Genomic DNA, 16,843 nt, shown 5'->3' on the forward strand with positions numbered 1-16,843 from the left:
AGCGGTGGTTCACGTCGCACATCGGCTGGTCCGCCGTCCGCGTCGTCGAGGGCGACGACGCCGGCGCGGAGGGAGTGGTCCGCGAGATGCGCCGGCAGGTGCGGGACTTCCGGCCGCAGGAGGCCGGGGCCTGGGAGCAGCGAGCGCACAACACTCTGGGGGAACTCTGGGAGCATCTCGGCTGACCACCCGGCGCGCCCCGCGATCAGGTGCCGGCACCCCACGGCGTCGGGCGAACGGCCCTGGCCGGGGCCGGTGGCGGGGCCACCGGTCCCGGGGACCGGCACGCTACATCGGCTCGGGGAAGATGTCGCTGATGCTCCACGCGACGCTGAAGCACGGGGGAAGGGCGTGGGTCTCCGGCTCGGGGTCCAGGGTCTGGAGCGCGAGGATCTGGGTCATGGCTGTTCTCCGCCTTCTTCTCGGGGTGGTGCCGGTCGGCACCTGCGGACCTCCGGCACGGCGCGGATCGCCGCCCTGCCGGGGTGTTCGTGGGACGCCCTCCGGACGCCGTCAGCCGACGGCCGGGGCCAGGGGACGGGCGTGGTGGGGCTCCGTCAGGAGGGGCCCGGCCAGCAGGCGGTGGAGGGTCAGCAGCACCCCGGCCCCGCCGCTGGACAGGTCGGCGGTGAACCGCTGCGAACCCGCTCCGAGGAAACGGACACCGCGCCGGTACGGGACGGCGTACTTCAGCAGCCCGGTGGCGGCGCGCACCGCGTCCCCGCGGGCGGCGTCCGTGCCGGTGAGTTCGGCGTGCTCGGTCAGGAACCACGTCAGCCCGGCCAGCCCCCGGTGCAGCCCCACCTCCTTCGTGACACAGGAGACCCGGATGCCGGCGACCAGCCTCGGCAGCGCCTCGGCGCAGCGTTCGTCCGGCGCGGTGGCCATGTAGCGGGTGAGCACCGACGCGACGCCGGCCGCGCCCGTGGCCAGGTACGGCATGGCACGGGTGAGCCGAGCGTCGTCGGAGAGGGACAGGGACCCGTCGTCCAGCGCGAAGGTCCGGTCCAGCTCCTGGTGGAGCAACGCGCGGCCAGCCTCCAGACAGCGCGCCTCGTCCGTCGCGCGGGCCAGGCGGTACAGGAAGAGCGCGAGCCCCGAGCGGCCGTGCAGCAGGCCGCGGGCGTCGTGCTCGCCGAGGACGGCCGACAGGTCGGTCGTGCGCAGCAGGGCCTCTCCGGCCGCGGCGGCCCGCTCCAGGTGGCCGCTCTCCCCGGTCAGCCGGTGCAGGGCGAGCCACGCCAGACCGACCCCGGCCCGCCCGCCGGCCAGCGTGCCGCAGGAGGTGGTGAGCGGGTGGTCGTCGGCGTCCCCGAGCAGGTCGACGGCCTCGTCCAGCAGACCGAGGCCGGCCAGGACCCGGGCGATGCCGGCGGTGCCGACGAGCAGTCCGGGAGGCAGCGCGTGGCGCTGCGCGAGCGTGTCGCGACGCAGCCGGCCGCGGATCTCCTCCGGGACCGCTGCCCCGGCGCGACGCAGGGCGTGCACCACCCCCGCCGTGCCGTGGGCCAGACACACGTTGTTGGTCCGGAAGGCCTCGGGCGAGGGCGGGAAGGCCCACTCCGGCCGGTCGGCGTCAGCCGTCTCCAGCAGCCCCGCGGCCACGTCCTCGGCCAGCCGGGCCAGGCAGCCGCGCGGATCCGCGTCCAGCTCGGCCGGGGAGGGCAGGGGGTCACGAACGACGCGGCCCCGTACGGGGTGGAAGGCGGTGGCCCGCTGCCACAGGTCCCGCGGCGGAGCCACGTCCGCCAGGTCACGGCGCAGCAGGGCGAGGTTGGCGGGCGCGTGTTCGGCGATCTCGTGGAACGGCGCCACGCAGGCGAACGCGACCGCCGACATGCCGTACCGGTCCTGCAGCAGCGGATCGTCGGCGGTCCGGAGCAGGCCGGGCGGCGGCGTGAACCCCGGGGTGCCCATCGGGGAGGGCGGCGCGGACAGCTCCGAGGCCGCCTCGAAGTCCACCAGCCGGACCCCGCCCTCCGGCGTGACCAGGACGTTGCCCAGGCTGAGGTCACCGAACCGGTGGCCGGCGGCGTGCAGCCGGTCCAGCGCGGCGTCCAGCCTGTCCAGCAGGCGCCGGCACGCCTCGTAGTACGCGGCGACGGACGCGGCCGTGCGGTCGGCGCGGGCCAGCGGGGAGGACCGGCTCAGCCAGCCCACCAGCGGCTGCCCGGCGATGTGCTCGGTGACGAGGAAGTCGTGCTCCCACTCCGTGAAGTGCTCCAGCGGCTCCGGACCCACTCCGGGGGCGGCCGCGTGGAGCTCGCGCAGGACGCGGTACTCGTGCCGCAGCCGCCGCCGCGCGTCGGTCCCGTCGAGGACCAGGCCGTTGTGGGCGCGGGCCTCCTTGACGAAGACGGTGCGGCCGGTCCGCCGGTCCCGGGCCTGGTAGGTGCCACCGGCGTTGCTCAGGCGCACCGCGCGGGTCACCTCGTAGTCGCGGATCAGGATCGGGCCGGCGTGCGGCCGCTCCTCCTGCTCGACGAAGGGGTCCGTGATCCCGGCGGGCAGGTGGAAGGCCGGAAGCCGCAGGTCCACGGTCTCGCGGCCGGAGCCGTCGAGGACGAGCCCCTCCCGGGTGCCGTCGGCGCGCAGCCTGCTGCGGTCACCGAACGAGCCGTAGCGGTAGTGGACCGTCCGCGAGTCGCGGAAACGCCGGTCGGTGAGGACGTACGGTCCCTCCTCACCGTCGAGCGCGTCGCGCAGACGTTCGAGGAGTCGGCGGGCAGTGGCCGTGTCCGGCGGGTAGACGGCACAGAACTTGCCCGCCTGGGCCCGCTCTGCGTGCTTGTGATGGAGGAAGAGGAAGAAGAGCCGGGCGCTCAGGTGCTTGAACGGCACACCTTCGGAGAAGCAGATCCCGGCGACCGTGTCGAGCACGTGCTGCGCCCGGTCGAGCCGCGCGGACACGTGGATCTTCCAGCCCTGCTCGGCGAGCACGGTGCGCGGACCGCTCCAGACCGTCCAGACGCCCTGGGCGGCGCCGCGCACACCTGGCGGCACCTCGCCGGGAACGAAGCGCGGCCCCGGGTCCGCCACGCAGGTCAGCGGCCGGTAGTACTCCCGGTCCGCGAGCGCTTCGCCGAAGCCTTCGAGCACGGCATCTCCTCGCACGGTGGTAAGGGGCGGCCACAACGGCTGTGCCGGACGCTAGGACCGGCGGGTATGGAAACGGTTCGTCGCCGGCATGCGACCGGTATCGGGGAGGAACGCCCCGCTACCCGGGAGAACGCCCGGGCCGTGGAGTGCGCCGAGCACTCCGGCGTAGGAGCCTGGTGGTGTGGTGAAGCCAAGGAGGGCGGCGACCGACGCGTACCGGCGGAGCTGGCTGAGTGGAGCCCCGCCGCCCCGTTGGGTGCGGGTCCTGCCCGTGCTGCTGCTCGTCGGGGTCGGAGCGGCCTCCCTGACCGACTCCGCTCCGCTGGACCTCGGCTTCCTGCTCGGCGCCGTGCCCCCGCTGGCCGTCCTGGCCTACGGACCGCTGGCCACGGCGATGCTCGGCGCGGCGACGATCGGGCTGCTGACCATCCCCGCCTTCCATCTGAACCGGCCCGGCAACACCGATCTCTTCACCCTCGGCTTCGTCGCGACCCTGAGCATCTTCGTCTCCTTCGTCCGAGGGCGCCGGGACCAGCAGCTCGATCTGGAACGCACCATCGCCGAGACGGCCCAGCGCGCCATCGTGCCGGACGTACGGCGGCGGGTCGGACCCGTGCGCTGCGCCAGCCTGTACCGCGCCGCCGAGCGCGGCGCGCTGGTGGGAGGCGACTTCTTCGACGTCCGGCCCGGCCCCCACGGGGTGCGGGCGGTCCTCGGCGACGTACAGGGCCACGGTCTGTCGGCCGTCGCGACGGTCGCCTCGGTCATGGGGGCGTTCCGCGAGGCGGTACTGGACGACGCGGACGCGGAGTCGATCGCGGCGAGGCTGGACCGCAGGCTCGTGGTCGACTCGGCGCGGACGGAGCACGCGGAACTCTTCGCCACGGCCGTCATCCTGGACTTCGCGCCGCACCGGCGGGAGGTCCGGGTCCTGGCCTGCGGCCACCCGCCGCCGGTCCTGCTGCGCGGCGGAGCCGTGAGCACCCTCGAACTCGATCCCGGACCGCCCCTGGGACTGGGGCTCGCCGACGTCCTGCCCGGAGCCGCCGCCATGGTGTCGCTGCTGCCCGGGGACCGCCTGCTCCTGGCGTCGGACGGCGTCCTGGAGGCGCGGGACGCCTCCGGCGTCTTCTACCCCTTCGTCGAGCGTCTCGCCCGGATGACCGATGTCGGCCTGGACGAGCTGCCCGACGAGATCTGGGCCGACCTGAGCGTCTACGCCCCCAAGATCCAGGACGATGTCACCCTCCTGATCCTCACCCTGGACACCACCGGGCAGGACTGACGGGACGGGGCCCCGGGCCGGCTCCCGTCGGTTCCCGGGACCCGACGTGCCGCCTGCCGGGGGGACGAGGGCGGGACACGGCCGTACCGCCACGGGCCGGGTGAGAGCCGGACACGGCCGTACCGCCACCGGAGCCGCGCCGTGTCACTCGATCGGTCCGCTCCTCGTCGCTGTGGCCCCTCCCGACGACGAGAGTGGGCGCGTGGGCCTGACCGGGCCGTCGGAGAGGACCGATCCCGTGGTGAGCATTGCCGTCGATCTGAACCGCTGCCAGGGGTACGCACAGTGCGCGTTCCTCGCTCCCGAGATCTTCACCATGCACGGCGACGAGGCGCTGCTGTACGACCCGGACGCCGACGAGGCGCAACGCGAGAAGCTGGCCCAGGCCGCCGCGGCCTGCCCCGTGCAGGCCATCCTCGTCGACGCCGTGGACGAGCCGGCCGAGGCGGTGCCCGGTGCTCGGTGACGGAGCCCTGGAGCGGCTGAGACATGAGGGCCGCATCGTCGTCGTCGGCGCATCGCTGGCAGGCCTGCGGGCTGCCGAGACCCTGCGTGCCAAAGGTTTCGCGGGATCTCTGACCATGATCGGCGATGAGCCCCACGAACCGTACGACCGGCCTCCGCTGTCCAAGGGCGTGCTCCTGGGCAGGGCGCGCGCGGACCGCACCGCGCTGCCCCGGCTCCGGACCGTCGACGCGACCTGGCGGCTCGGCGTGCCCGCCACCGCCCTGGACATGGCCGGGCGGAAGGTGCGGCTGGCCGACGGCGACGAGGTGCCGTACGACCGGCTGCTGATCGCCACCGGTGTCCGGGCGCGGCCGTGGCCGCGCGAGGAGGAGGCCGAACTCGACGGCGTCTTCGTGCTGCGGACCCGCGACGAGGGGGCCGCGCTCGCCCGTCGGCTCGACGGGGGACCGCGACGGGTCCTCGTCATCGGGGGAGGGTTCGCGGGCTCGGAGGTCGCCTCCGCCTGCCGCGAACGCGGCATCCCCGTCACCGTCGCCGAACGGGGCGCCGCGCCCCTGGTCGGCGCCCTCGGCGGGGTGGTCGCCGCGGTGGCCGCGGGACTCCAGCGCGAGCACGGTGTGGACCTGCGGTGCGGGATCATGGTGACCGCTCTGGAGGGCGACGCCTCGGGACGGGTGCGCGCCGCCCATCTGTCCGACGGCTCCACCGTGGAGACCGACGTGGTGGTCGTCTCGCTCGGCGCCCTCCGCAACACCGAATGGCTGGACGGTTCCGGACTCGGGGCCGGCCCCCGCGGTATCGCCTGCGACGCCGGCTGCCGGGCCTTCGACATCCGCGGCATCGTCACCGACGACATCTACGCCGCGGGCGACGTCGCCCGCAGCCCTCATCCCCTCTTCGGCTACCAGTTCCTGTCCCTGGAGCACTGGGGCAACGCCGTCGCCCAGGCCGGGATCGCCGCGCACAACATGCTCAGCGAGAGCGTCGACCGACTGCCGCACATGGACGTGCCGGCCTTCTGGTCCTCCCAGTTCGGCGTCAACGTCAAGTCGGTCGGAGTGCCGTCGATGGCGACGGACATCATGATCACGCAGGGCTCGCTGGACAGCCGCCGCTTCGTCGGTGTCTACGGATATCAGGGGCGCGTCATCGGTGCCGTCTCCTTCGACCAGGGCCGTTGGCTGCCGTTCTACAAGGAACTCATCGAGCGCACCGCTCCGTTCCCTCCGGAGTTCCCCACGGTCGACCGGCACGCGGACGGACAACGGCCGATGGACGCGGACTTCCCCGACCCGTCGGTCCCCAGCCACGGCCCCACCGTGACCCTCAGCGGATACTCGCCGGCCGACCGCCGGATGACGTTCGTCCCCGCGCACTGACCCGAACGGCCACAAGGACCTGCCATGACGCCCACCCTGCTGCACCAGATCCTGGACTACGCCAACCGGGCCGACCCGTACCCGATCTACGAAGAGCTGCGGAGGACCCCGGTCCACCACGAGGCGGACGGACCGTACGTGATCAGCACGTACTACGAGATCCGCAGCCTTCTGCACGATCCCCGGATCAGCTCCGACGCCCACAACCTGGCGTCCGGCGGTGCTGATCCGCTGGCGGACCCGGCCCCCGAGGAGAGCGCCCTGCCCCCGAGCTTCCTCCGGCTCGACCCACCGGAACACGACCGGCTGCGACGCATGACGAACCGGCACTTCGGCCCGCCGCACTCCCCGCACCGGGTCGACGGAATGCGCCCGGAGCTCGACGACATCGTCTCCGGCCTCATCGACGGCCTCGCCGATCCCGGCCGGATCGATCTGGTGGAGGAGTTCTCCTACCCGTTCCCGGTGACGGTGATCTGCAGGCTGCTCGGCGTGCCGCGCGAGGACGAGGCACGCTTCCACAGCTGGGCGGACACCCTCGCCGCCGGCCTGGACCCCGACCCGGACGCCGATCCCGCCGAGCGCGGCAGAGGCGCGCACGAGGCCCGGACGGAACTGGGCATGTACCTCGCCGGCCTGATCGAGGAGCGCCGCAAGAACCCCGGGGACGACATGCTCTCCCAGCTGGCGACGGCGAAGGGCCAGGACGGCCCGATGACCACCATGGAACTGCTCAGCACCGCGGCTCTGCTCCTGATCGCGGGACATGAGACCACGGTCAACCTCATCAGCAACGGAATGCTGACGCTCCTGCGCAACCCCGACGTCCTGGGGCGCCTGAGGAACGAACCGCGACTGGCCGTGCCCCTCGTCGAGGAACTGCTCCGCTTCGAGCCGCCGGTCCAGCTGCTGCCGCAGCGCACCACGCTCACCGACATCGAGGTACGCGGCGTCACCATCCCCAAGGGCGCCGCCCTCTGGCTGGTCCTGGCGTCCGGCAACCGTGACCCGGGGCGCTTCGAGAACCCGGACCGCTTCGACCCGGATCGTCCGGACATCCAGCACCTCGGCCTGGGCAGCGGCATCCACAGCTGTTTCGGCGCACCGCTCGCCCGACTGGAGGCCCAACTCGCCCTGTCGGAGCTGGCCAGGAGACTGGAGAACCCCCGCCTCCTGGACGACCCGCCCCCGTACCGCCAGAACGCCGTACTCCGCGGGCCGCGTCATCTGCGCATCGCCTGCGACGGGATCCGGCCGTAGACACGGGTAGCGTATCCGGCACCGGCACAGTCACGGCGTCGTACGGAGTGGTCATGAGCAGTGAACCCGTCCCCTTCCAGGTCTACGAGGCGGGCACCCTCCTCCACGGGACGAAGGCGGACCTCGCCCCCGGCGACCTGCTGAGCGCGGGACACGACTCGAACTTCGAGGCCGGGCGGGTGTCCCGCCACGTCTACGTCTCCGAGACCCTGGACGCCGCCGCCTGGGGCGCCGAACTCGCCGCCGGTGACGGCCCGGGGCGGATCTACGTGGTGGAACCGACCGGCGGCCTGGAGGACGACCCCAACGTCACCGACAAGAAGTTCCCTGGTAATCCCACCCGTTCGTACCGCACGCGCGAGCCCGTGCGCGTGGTGTCGGAACTGGAGGGGTGGCGCGGGCACTCCCCGGAGCGGATCCAGGCCATGCGGGACGGGCTGGACGAGCTGCGGCGCCGGGGCATGGCCACGATCCTCGACTGACAGGCGCCGGGCGGCCGTTCAGGTCCCGTCGACGAGGTGCTGGATGCCGGGGGCGTAGAGCTCCGCGAGCCGTCCGGCGGTGGCGTGGGAGGTGGCGCCGTCGGGTCGGTGCAGACTCAGGGTGGCTCCCAGGCCCAGGAGTTGGCCGGCGACGAGTTCTGCGCGCAGGCGGGCGTCGGGACCGGCGAGGAGGCCGGTGAGCCGGTCGGTGACCTGCTCGCGGAAGCGGGCGCGGAGCTGGGTGCGTTCGTCCTCGATGCCGAGAGAGAAGACGACCCGCAGCAGCGGGTCGCCGCGGAGCCGGTCCCGGAGGTCGACCATCGTCAGGACGAGGTGCCGGCCCAGGTCGGGAAGCGGGGCGGCGAAGAGTTCGGCGGCGGCCGGGCGGAAGTCGACGACCGTGTTGAACAGGGCCTCCTTGCTGCCGAACCGTTTGACGATCAGCGACGGGCTCACCCCGGCGGCCGCGGCGATGCCGCGCAGGGTGACCTCGGCGTAGGGCTTGAGCGTGAACGCCCGTCGCGCGGCCAGGATGATGGCTTCGCGCCCGGTCCCGGGGCCGGTGTCGGGGGCGGTCTGACCGGTGGCCGGGGCGCTGGGTTCGTCGGCGGCGCTCATGCGTTCCCCCGGGTGGCACTGGTGGATGGTGACACCGCGACCGTACCGCCCGTCCGGTCGCCGTCGCGCGGGGCGTCCCGGCCGGGGCGGTCGGAGGGCAGGAGCAGGGTGGCGGCGAGGGCGACGAGCGCCGCACCGGCCGCGACCAGGAAGATCAGCAGATAGGCGCGCAGTGTCGGCGCGGGGCCGCCGGGCGTGACGAAGGTCAGGCGGGCCAGTACGGCGGTGACGACGGCGCTGCAGCACGCCTGGCCCACCGAGCGCATCAGCGTGTTGAGACCGTTGGCCGAGGCCGTCTCGCTGACCGCCACGGCCCGCATCACGAGGGCGGGCAGCGCGGAGTACGCGATGGCGGTGCCGCAGGCGACCACGGTGGCACCGGCGACGATCAGCCAGAGGCTGTGGGTGGTGAAGAAGCGCACGACGTAGCCGAGGGTCATCACGACGGCCGCGAGCGCGAGCGCGGTGCGGGCTCCGTACGTGGCGGAGATCCGCGCGGAGAGCGGGGACAGCGCCACCATCGCGAGGCCGCCGGGCAGCAGGCAGAGTCCGCTGACGACGATGGAGGCGCCGAGACCGTATCCGGTGCTCGTGGGCTCCTGGACGAGCTGCGCGGTGACCAGGGAGTTGGCGTAGAACGAGAAGCCGATGAACAGCGCCGCGAGGTTGGTGAGCAGTACGGCCGGCCGGGCGGACACCCGCAGGTCCATGATCGGGGACGGGGTGCGCAGCTCGTACCGGCCCCAGACCAGTCCGACGGCCGCCGAGGCGCCGAGCAGGCCGAGGGTCAGCGGGGAGGTCCAGCCCCAGCCCGAGCCCTGCGTGATGGCCAGGAGCACGCCGACGAGCACCGCGGCGAGGCCGAGCGTGCCGGGTACGTCGAAGCGACCGGGGGAGCGGACGGCCGACTCCGGCACGATCCACAGCACGAGCGCCAGGTCGAGCAGACCGAGCGCGGCGGACGCCCAGAACATGGTGTGCCAGTCGAAGTTCTCCGTGACGACGGCGGCCAGCGGCAGTCCGATGGCGGCGCCGATGCCGAGGGTGGAGCTCATGAGCGCGATCGAGGGCAGGACGCGTTCGGCGGGGAGCTCGTCGCGGATGATGCTGATGCCCAGCGGGATCACCGCGAGGGCCGCGCCCTGGAGGGCCCGGCCGGTGATCAGCACGCCGATGTCGGAGCTGACCGCGCAGAGTACGGAACCGAGGGTGAGTACGCCGAGCGAGGCGAGCAGGACCCGGCGCTTGCCGTACATGTCGCCGACCCGGCCGAGCACGGGGGTGAACACCGCGCCGGTGAGCAGGGTGACGGTCACGAGCCACCCCGCGGCGCCCGCGCTCGCCCCGGTCAGCTCGGGCACATGCGGCAGGAGCGGCACGACGAGGGTCTGCATGACCGCGACGACCACGCCGCAGAAGGCGAGGACGGGCACGACGAACCGGGAACGGGCGGGGCCGGGCGTCGTAGCGGGCGTCGCGCCGGGCGCGGATGTCGCGGGGGTCATCGTGCTCCAGGGGCGGTGCGAGAGCGAGGCTGCGGGCGACGGGCCGGGGGAGAGGCTGAGGGGAACCCTGGGGGTGTACAACTGTTCACCCCCAGGGTAAACAAGCGTGCACCCCCTGCCAAGGGTGGGGAGGGACGGAGCGACATGGGGTCCACGCCGCAGCGCCGGGCGGCCTGGGGCGCGGCGCGCGCCTGAGGTGTGGACATCGCCGGTGGGGGCGCGAACGGGGGGCGCGCGAGCCTCCCCGTGCCACCGGGCGCTGTTGTGGCGCGATCACTCGCGGGCAGGATCGCCGACGACCGGACCCCCGCGAAGAGAGCAGACCATGGCCAGTGAGTTCCAGCGTGCCAAGATCACCAACATGTTCCGGGCGTTCGACGCCGACGACAACGGCTATCTCGATCAGCGTGACTTCCACGCCCTGGCGGAGCGCTGGCGGCGCCTGCCGCGCGTGACACCGGGATCCGAACTCTCGGTGCGCGTCGATGCGGTCATGCTGGGCTGGTGGGACCACCTCGCCGCCCACGTGGACGCGGACGGCGACGGCAGGGTGGACCTGGACGAGCTCCTCGCCATGGTCGACCGGCTGCCCACGATGCGCGAGGTCGTCGCCGCGACCGCCGAGACGGTCTTCGACGCCGTCGACGAGAACGGTGACGGACGCATCTCGCCCTCCGAGCACCAGCGGTTGGTCGACACGTGGCACGGCGAGAAGGTCGGGGTCGGCGACGTCTTCGCCCACCTCGATCAGGACGGGGACGGCTACCTCAGCCGGCCCGAGTTCACCGAGCTGTGGATCCAGTTCTGGATCAGCGACGACCCGGCCGAACCCGGCAACCACTTGTGCGGACCCGTACCCGTCCGCCGCTGACGCCCACGCCGTACGGAAGGTGCCGCCGGCGCGACCCGTGCCGCCGTGGAGCCCGGCCCGGGCCGACCGAGAGGCGCCTGACGGGCGGAGGCCCCGTGCGGGCGCCTCTCCTCATGCCTGAGAAGAAGCCGGGCGCACGGAGTCAGGAGCGGTCGAGTGCGCGGGAGAGGAAGCGCCGGGTGGCCTGCTCCCGTGGAGCGGTGAGCACCTGCTCCGCGGTGCCCTGCTCCACGATCACGCCGCCCTCCAGGAAGCAGACCCGGTCCGCGACCCGCCGGGCGAAGTCCATCTCGTGGGTGGCCATCAGGATGGTCAGGCCGCGCCGTTTCAGGTCGGCGACGACCTCCAGGACCTCGCCGACCAGTTCGGGATCGAGGGCCGAGGTGATCTCGTCGAAGAGCAGCAGCTCCGGCTCGGTGGCCAGGGCGCGGGCGATCGCCGCCCGCTGCTGCTGCCCGCCGGAGAGCCGGTCGGGGTGTTCGTGCGCCTTGTCCGCGAGCCCGAGGCGGTCGAGCAGCTCGCGCGCCGAGGCCTCGGCCTTCCCGCGCGGGACGCCGTGCACCCGGCGGGGCGCGAGCGTGATGTTGTCCAGGACACTCAGATGCGGGAAGAGGTTGTACGCCTGGAAGACGATGCCGATCCGACGGCGGGCGACGTCCGGGTCGAGACGGGGATCGGTCAGCTCGGTCCCGTTCAGGTGGACGGTCCCGTCGTCGACGACCTCCAGCAGGTCCACACAGCGCAGGAGGGTGGACTTGCCCGAACCCGAGCCGCCGATCAGGCAGACGACCTGGTGCTCGGCGACGTCCAGGTCGATCGAGCGCAGTACCAGCCGCTCCTCGTACTGCTTGCGGAGGCCGCGGATGCGCAGCAGCGACTGGCTCATCGGTCCGCCCCCGCCCAGGTGCGCCGGGCGGCCCGCCGCTGGAGCCGGTCGGCGAAGCGGGTCAGCGGGATGGTCACCGCGATGAACAAGAGGGCCGCTCCCAGGTACGGGGTGTAGTTGAAGTCGTAGTCCGCCTTGATCTGCGCGGCCCGCAGCGCTTCGAGCGGGCCGAGGACGGCGACCAGCGCCGTGTCCTTCTGCAGGGCGATGAAGTCGTTGAGCAGGGGCGGCAGCACGTTCCGTACGGCCTGGGGCAGGACGACGTGCCGCAGGGTCTGACGCTCGTCGAGGCCCAGGGCTCGGGCGGCGTTCCGCTGGGCCGGGTGGACCGAGTTCAGTCCCGCCCGGAACACCTCGGCGACGTACGCGGTGTAGGAGAGGGTGAGGGCGATCACGCCGAGGAGCCAGGGCTCGGAGGGGGTTCCCTGCAGTTGCAGCGCGGGCAGTCCGAAGCCGACGAGGAAGACCAGCAGCAGGGTCGGTACCCCGCGGAAGACGTCCACGTAGACCGTGGCGGCGAGCCGCAGCGGCTGGAGGCCCGGTGCGCGCGTCACCCGCACCAGGGCGATCAGCAGTCCCAGGACGAGGATCAGCATCTCGGCGACGAGGAACATCTGGATGTTGAGCCAGAAGCCCCGGAGAAGGTCGGGGAAGGCGGAGCGGAGCTCGGCGCCGTCGAAGAACAGGCGGTCGACGCGCTCCCAGCCCGGTGAGGCCACCGCGGCCGCGCCCACCGCCGCCAGGCCGAGCAGGGTGCAGAGAGTCGAGACCCAGGTGTGGCGACGCTTGCGGGAGCGGCGGTACCGCTGCCGCTCCCGTTCGTGGTCGCTGGGCCGGTAGCCGGTGTCGGGCGAGTCCGGAGAGGTGGCCGACCGATTCGGTACGGCCGTCTTGCCGATGTCCACAGCCGGTTATCGCTTCAGCTCGGGGACGTTCGCCGAGGCGGAGAGCCACTGGGCGGTGAGCCTGGCGAGCGTGCCGTCGGCCTTGAGCGCGCCGAGGGCCTCGTTGACGCAGGAGGTGTACCCGCTGTTCTTGGGCAGCAGCAGACCGAACTTCTCGGGGGTGCCGCCCGCGTAGCCGAACTGGCCGACGATCTCGCCGTTCTCCAGTTCCGCCCCGGCCAGGTAGAAGACGGTGGGCAGGTCGGTGACGATCGCGTCGATCTGACCGTTCCGCAGCGCGGTGACCTCGTCCTTGGTGGTGCTGAAGACGCTCGGCTGCTTCGAGGGCTTGAGCTGGTCGAGCACGGCCTGGTAGCTGGTCGTCGCGACCTGCACGCCGATCCTGGCGTCCTTGAAGGCGCTCAGGGACGTGGCCTTCGCGTACGGGGATCCGTCGAGCGTCAGGATGGCCTGACTGGCCGTGTAGTAACTGGCCGAGAAATCGACGGCCTTCGCGCGCTGCGGCGTGATGGAGATCTGGTTGATGTCGAAGTCGAAAGCCTTGGGGCCGGGGGCGTACGAATGGGCGAAAGGCTCGACGACCCATTTCACCTGGTCGCGTTCGAAGCCCAGCTTCTCGGCCACCGCATAGGCCACGGCGCTTTCGAAGCCCTTTCCGTTCGACGGGGTGTTGCTGTCGAACCACGGTTCATAGGCAGGGGAGTCGGTCGCGACGGTGAGTCGGCCACTCTGGTGGAGGCTCGGGCTGTCGGTCGTGCACCGGGAGGCGTCCTCGGGGCCGGCCGCCTCGGGGGTGTTCTGCGGCTGCGGGGCGCAGCCGGCCGCGGCCAGCGCGACGAGGGCGGCGGCGGAGGCCGCCAGGGATATGCGGGTACGGGACATCGGAGGTCCTTCGCGAGAAGTCCGGGAAAGGTTCGGGAAACAGGGCCGGTGCTGTGCGCTCAGCGACACAGATCGGCCGCACAGCGCACGTTGTCCACGTGGCGGCGGCGTACCAGCGGGAGAGTTCCGGACATGCTTTCAGCATTCCGGCCCACGGAGACCGGCGTCAATCAGTAAGACCGTTGCCGGGGTAACGCGTTGATAACGTGTCAGCGGGTGAGATGGAATACCCGGTCGCCTTGACGCAGTCCGAATGCCTCGGCCGCGGAACCACCGCGGACCACCAGTTCGGCGAATCCGACCCCGGAACTCCCGACGGTGATTCCGGGCTCGCCGAGCGGGACATCGGGGAGTCGGTCGTAACAGCGCACCCGGATGTCGCGACCGTCGAGCCGGTTGCGTACGAGAAGGCTGTCGGCGGTGTCGTAGCCGGGCAGTTCGGCGGCCGGGCGGTCCAGCTTGCAGTTGCCGAAGTTGTCGACGACGGCGATCCGCACGTCATCGTCGTCGGCGGCCGGGCGCACCGCTGTCGGCCGCGCGGGAACGGGGTGGCCGTCCACCAGCCAGCGGGCCAGCAGGGGCGCGTACCAGAGGCTCCGGAACTGGGTCCGTACCATCTCCTCGATCTCGGCCGGCGTCAGCTCGGCCCAGTCGGCGGCGGCGGCTTCCAGCACCTCGCGGACATCGGTGACCTGAACCTCCGTCAGACCCAGGTAGGTCGCCAGCGGGGCGAGGACCCGCTGGTTCAGCGTGCTGACGACCAGGTGGTTCCCGTGGCGGAAGGAGCAGAAGGGCACGCCGTTGGGCCAGTGTCCGTCCCGCGGCGCGATGTTGACGAGGACCACGACCGGCCCGCTCGGGCCGCCGATCAGGTCCGTGGAGCGGAGCAGGTCGAGCAGGGTGAGGGCGGCGGCGCCCTCCGGGTCCGGCCCGCCGAGCGGCAGGACGGTCGGCGTGGAGCCGAACAGGGTGGCGATCCGGGTGGACTGGCGGGCGAGCGCGTTGGGGTCGGCGCAGTCGGTGAGGGAGACGACCGGGGGAAGGGGCATGGCGGTACTTCGCCCTTCTGTCGAGGGGTACGGATACGGGGTGGGCGGGGTTTCGAGGTGTGGGGCCGGGCCGGGACGACAAAAAACGGACCCTCCGTTTCCGGAGGGTCCGTCGCGTCCTGCGCGCACACGGCTTCGCTAGCGAAGCGCCTCCGGGGGCGGGGGCATCATTCGCATCATGGCGAGGGTGGCGGTGTGCTGCATGAGGTGCACGCTAGCACCGGCGGAATTCGTCTCAGGCGCCATTCCACATACTGGACATTCCTTTCCGGTCTCCCGCAATCGGGCCGGCGCCTCGGCGCGCTTCTCCCCCTGGATCGGTGGAGTCCGGTCGGATCCGGAACTCTGCGTGCGTCACTCCTGTGGCGCTGCCGGCGGACCAGACCGTGGCGAGCATCAGACACCACCCGTATCCGTTCCCGGAGCCGGTTCGTTGGGCTTGCATGAATGATCACGGAGTGAGCTCTCCGCCGGCGCGACTTCGCTGCCCGGCCGTCTCGGCCGAAGCCTGTGAAGCGTCCGCCGCCCACCGGGCGCCGGGTGCCCCGTCCGTCTCTTCGGCACCTGAGGAGACCTCGTGAGTGAGGAGACCGTACGGCTGTCCCATGAGGGCTTCAGCTACTCGTGCCGCGTCAACCGGCGGCCGCACGGCACCCGCCCCCCGGTCTTCCTCTTCGGCGGTGCGCTCCACCGCAACCACGGTTGGGCGAGGAGGCTGGAGAGGGCTCTGCCCTCCCAGACCGCTGTCGTCACGGTAGACCTCCCGGGGTTCGGCGCGGCCGACTCCCTGCCCCCGACGCACGATGCCACGTTCCTGGCCGGCGCGGCCTGGCGGGCGGTCGAGAGACTCGGCTTCCAGCAGTACGACCTCGTCGGTCAGTGCCTGGGCGGATTCGTGGTGCACCAGATGCTGCGGCAGGCCAGGCCGGGCGTCAACAGGGTCGTTCTCTCCGGCGTCTGCGCGGGGCCCTGGCCGGGCCCGCAGCTGCGGGCCGAACTGCGGAACGCCGAAGTCGCCAGCGACTCCGGGGACCGCGCCACCCTGCTGCACGTGGCGACGCGCCTGTTCTTCGGTTCGGCGGCATCAGCAGCCGGCGAGCGAGGGGACCAAAGCGTGCTGCCCCAGTTCAGGGACAGGATCGGATCGCTGGACCCAGGGGTTCTCGAAGACCTCCGAAGCCATCTGTACCGCGCGTGGTTCCCTCAGCAACGCGCGGCCTCACCCACGCCCGACGTTCCTGTGCTGGTCTTCACAGGGGTCAATGACGTCCTGACCCCGCCCCGCGAAGCGCACCAGCTGGCCTCGAGCTTCCCGCGGGGGAGGTTCGCCGTCGTCGAGGACGCCGGCCACATGATCCACATCGAACGCCCCGATGAGTACGGTCTGATCGTGGCCTCGCACCTGAGCCACCGCCCCGGAGCCGTTCCTCACTGCCGCCCGCTCAGCGCATCAGAACGACAGGCACAGCTCACATGACACGTTTCCTCCCGTCCCGCGGGCGGGCTGCCCGTGATTAGGACAGCCGCCTCCCGTTCCGGCCGGTTCGTCCTACTCCGGGAACTGGCACCGGCCGACCTGGATCAGGCGGCGGAGATGTGGGGCGACCCCGATGCCACGCGTTATCTGACCGCGGAACCGATGAGCCGGCAGGCGGCCGAGAAGACCCTCCGCCGCGCTGCGCAGGCAGCCATGTCGCCACATCGCAGGACCTACCACTTAGGGATTGCCCAGCGTGACGACAATATGCTCGTCGGTGCCGTGGCCGTGAATCTGGAAGGCAGGAGCAGCGCGTACGTGCATTCGTTCGTCCTGCACCCGCGGGCACGCAACCTCGCCCTCGCCGGTGCCGATGCCGCCCAGCTGACGGCGGCATTCTGCTTTCAGGAACTCGGGCTGCACCGATTCTGGTGCATGTGCCGGGAGGACAACATCAGAGCCAAGCGCCTCTACATCGCCCTCGGAATGCAGCAGCAAGGTCTCTTCCGCGAGGTCGACTTCAAGGAAGGGCGCTGGCACAACCATCTGATCTTCGACTGGCTCGCACCTCAGTGGGAGGACCGGCGCAAACCTCCGCCCCAACGGCGGGCTTCGGTCGAGGCCGCGGCCCACGGGGCCGTACATCTGTGACAGTGCGCCACCGCGCCGGGCCACCT

Annotated in this window: 15 protein-coding genes; 8 read left to right on the forward strand and 7 right to left on the reverse strand. The window is 72.1% G+C overall.

Annotation, left to right across the window (positions count from 1 at the left end):
- Window positions 1-513: 513 nt before the first annotated feature.
- Complete coding sequence (lanKC, locus tag OG392_RS34655; protein WP_329286148.1) at window positions 514-3,099, reverse strand: class III lanthionine synthetase LanKC; 2,586 nt, start codon at window positions 3,097-3,099, stop codon at window positions 514-516.
- Between the two features lie 181 nt (window positions 3,100-3,280).
- On the opposite strand from lanKC, the gene OG392_RS34660 reads away from it, so the two are divergent.
- From OG392_RS34660 to arr, 5 genes are all read left to right on the forward strand, one after another.
- Window positions 3,281-4,384, forward strand: a complete 1,104-nt coding sequence (locus OG392_RS34660; protein WP_329286151.1) for a PP2C family protein-serine/threonine phosphatase — start codon at window positions 3,281-3,283, stop codon at window positions 4,382-4,384.
- A gap of 241 nt (window positions 4,385-4,625) precedes the next feature.
- On the forward strand, window positions 4,626-4,850 hold the full coding sequence (locus OG392_RS34665) for a ferredoxin (RefSeq protein ID WP_030691051.1): 225 nt from the start codon (window positions 4,626-4,628) through the stop codon (window positions 4,848-4,850).
- Complete coding sequence (locus OG392_RS34670; protein ID WP_329286152.1) at window positions 4,840-6,231, forward strand: NAD(P)/FAD-dependent oxidoreductase; 1,392 nt, start codon at window positions 4,840-4,842, stop codon at window positions 6,229-6,231. The genes OG392_RS34665 and OG392_RS34670 overlap by 11 nt, the downstream gene beginning before the upstream one ends.
- A gap of 24 nt (window positions 6,232-6,255) precedes the next feature.
- A complete protein-coding gene (locus tag OG392_RS34675; RefSeq protein ID WP_329286153.1) occupies window positions 6,256-7,491 on the forward strand; it encodes a cytochrome P450 in 1,236 nt (411 codons plus the stop codon).
- A gap of 53 nt (window positions 7,492-7,544) precedes the next feature.
- The gene (arr, locus tag OG392_RS34680) at window positions 7,545-7,973 is read left to right on the forward strand and encodes an NAD(+)--rifampin ADP-ribosyltransferase (RefSeq protein WP_329286154.1); all 429 of its coding nucleotides are present in this window, start codon (window positions 7,545-7,547) and stop codon (window positions 7,971-7,973) included.
- An 18-nt stretch (window positions 7,974-7,991) separates the two neighbouring features.
- On the opposite strand, the gene OG392_RS34685 is transcribed toward arr, so the two are convergent.
- On the reverse strand, window positions 7,992-8,591 hold the full coding sequence (locus OG392_RS34685) for a TetR/AcrR family transcriptional regulator (RefSeq protein WP_329286156.1): 600 nt from the start codon (window positions 8,589-8,591) through the stop codon (window positions 7,992-7,994).
- Window positions 8,588-10,096, reverse strand: coding sequence for an MFS transporter (locus OG392_RS34690; protein ID WP_329286159.1), 1,509 nt, complete (start codon window positions 10,094-10,096; stop codon window positions 8,588-8,590). The genes OG392_RS34685 and OG392_RS34690 overlap by 4 nt, the downstream gene beginning before the upstream one ends.
- Window positions 10,097-10,421: 325 nt before the next feature.
- Between OG392_RS34690 and OG392_RS34695 the strand changes: the two genes are divergently transcribed.
- Window positions 10,422-10,967 (forward strand): EF-hand domain-containing protein, encoded by a 546-nt coding sequence (locus OG392_RS34695; protein ID WP_329286160.1) that lies wholly within the window; start codon window positions 10,422-10,424, stop codon window positions 10,965-10,967.
- 142 nt (window positions 10,968-11,109) lie between these two features.
- On the opposite strand, the gene OG392_RS34700 is transcribed toward OG392_RS34695, so the two are convergent.
- From OG392_RS34700 to OG392_RS34715, 4 genes are all read right to left on the reverse strand, one after another.
- A complete protein-coding gene (locus OG392_RS34700) occupies window positions 11,110-11,853 on the reverse strand; it encodes an amino acid ABC transporter ATP-binding protein (protein WP_329286162.1) in 744 nt (247 codons plus the stop codon).
- Window positions 11,850-12,752 (reverse strand): amino acid ABC transporter permease, encoded by a 903-nt coding sequence (locus tag OG392_RS34705; protein WP_443055114.1) that lies wholly within the window; start codon window positions 12,750-12,752, stop codon window positions 11,850-11,852. The genes OG392_RS34700 and OG392_RS34705 overlap by 4 nt, the downstream gene beginning before the upstream one ends.
- Before the next feature lie 12 nt (window positions 12,753-12,764).
- Window positions 12,765-13,640, reverse strand: a complete 876-nt coding sequence (locus OG392_RS34710; RefSeq protein WP_329286167.1) for an ABC transporter substrate-binding protein — start codon at window positions 13,638-13,640, stop codon at window positions 12,765-12,767.
- A gap of 209 nt (window positions 13,641-13,849) precedes the next feature.
- Window positions 13,850-14,689, reverse strand: coding sequence for an SAM hydroxide adenosyltransferase (locus tag OG392_RS34715; protein WP_329286170.1), 840 nt, complete (start codon window positions 14,687-14,689; stop codon window positions 13,850-13,852).
- Window positions 14,690-15,266: 577 nt separating this feature from the next.
- Here OG392_RS34715 and OG392_RS34720 point away from each other — a divergent pair.
- Both OG392_RS34720 and OG392_RS34725 read left to right on the forward strand, forming a co-directional pair.
- Window positions 15,267-16,166, forward strand: coding sequence for an alpha/beta fold hydrolase (locus tag OG392_RS34720; RefSeq protein ID WP_329286173.1), 900 nt, complete (start codon window positions 15,267-15,269; stop codon window positions 16,164-16,166).
- 33 nt (window positions 16,167-16,199) lie between these two features.
- Window positions 16,200-16,817 (forward strand): GNAT family N-acetyltransferase, encoded by a 618-nt coding sequence (locus OG392_RS34725; protein WP_329286175.1) that lies wholly within the window; start codon window positions 16,200-16,202, stop codon window positions 16,815-16,817.
- Window positions 16,818-16,843 lie beyond the last annotated feature (26 nt).

This window comes from Streptomyces sp. NBC_00691 (assembly GCF_036226665.1).
GTDB lineage: Bacteria > Actinomycetota > Actinomycetes > Streptomycetales > Streptomycetaceae > Streptomyces.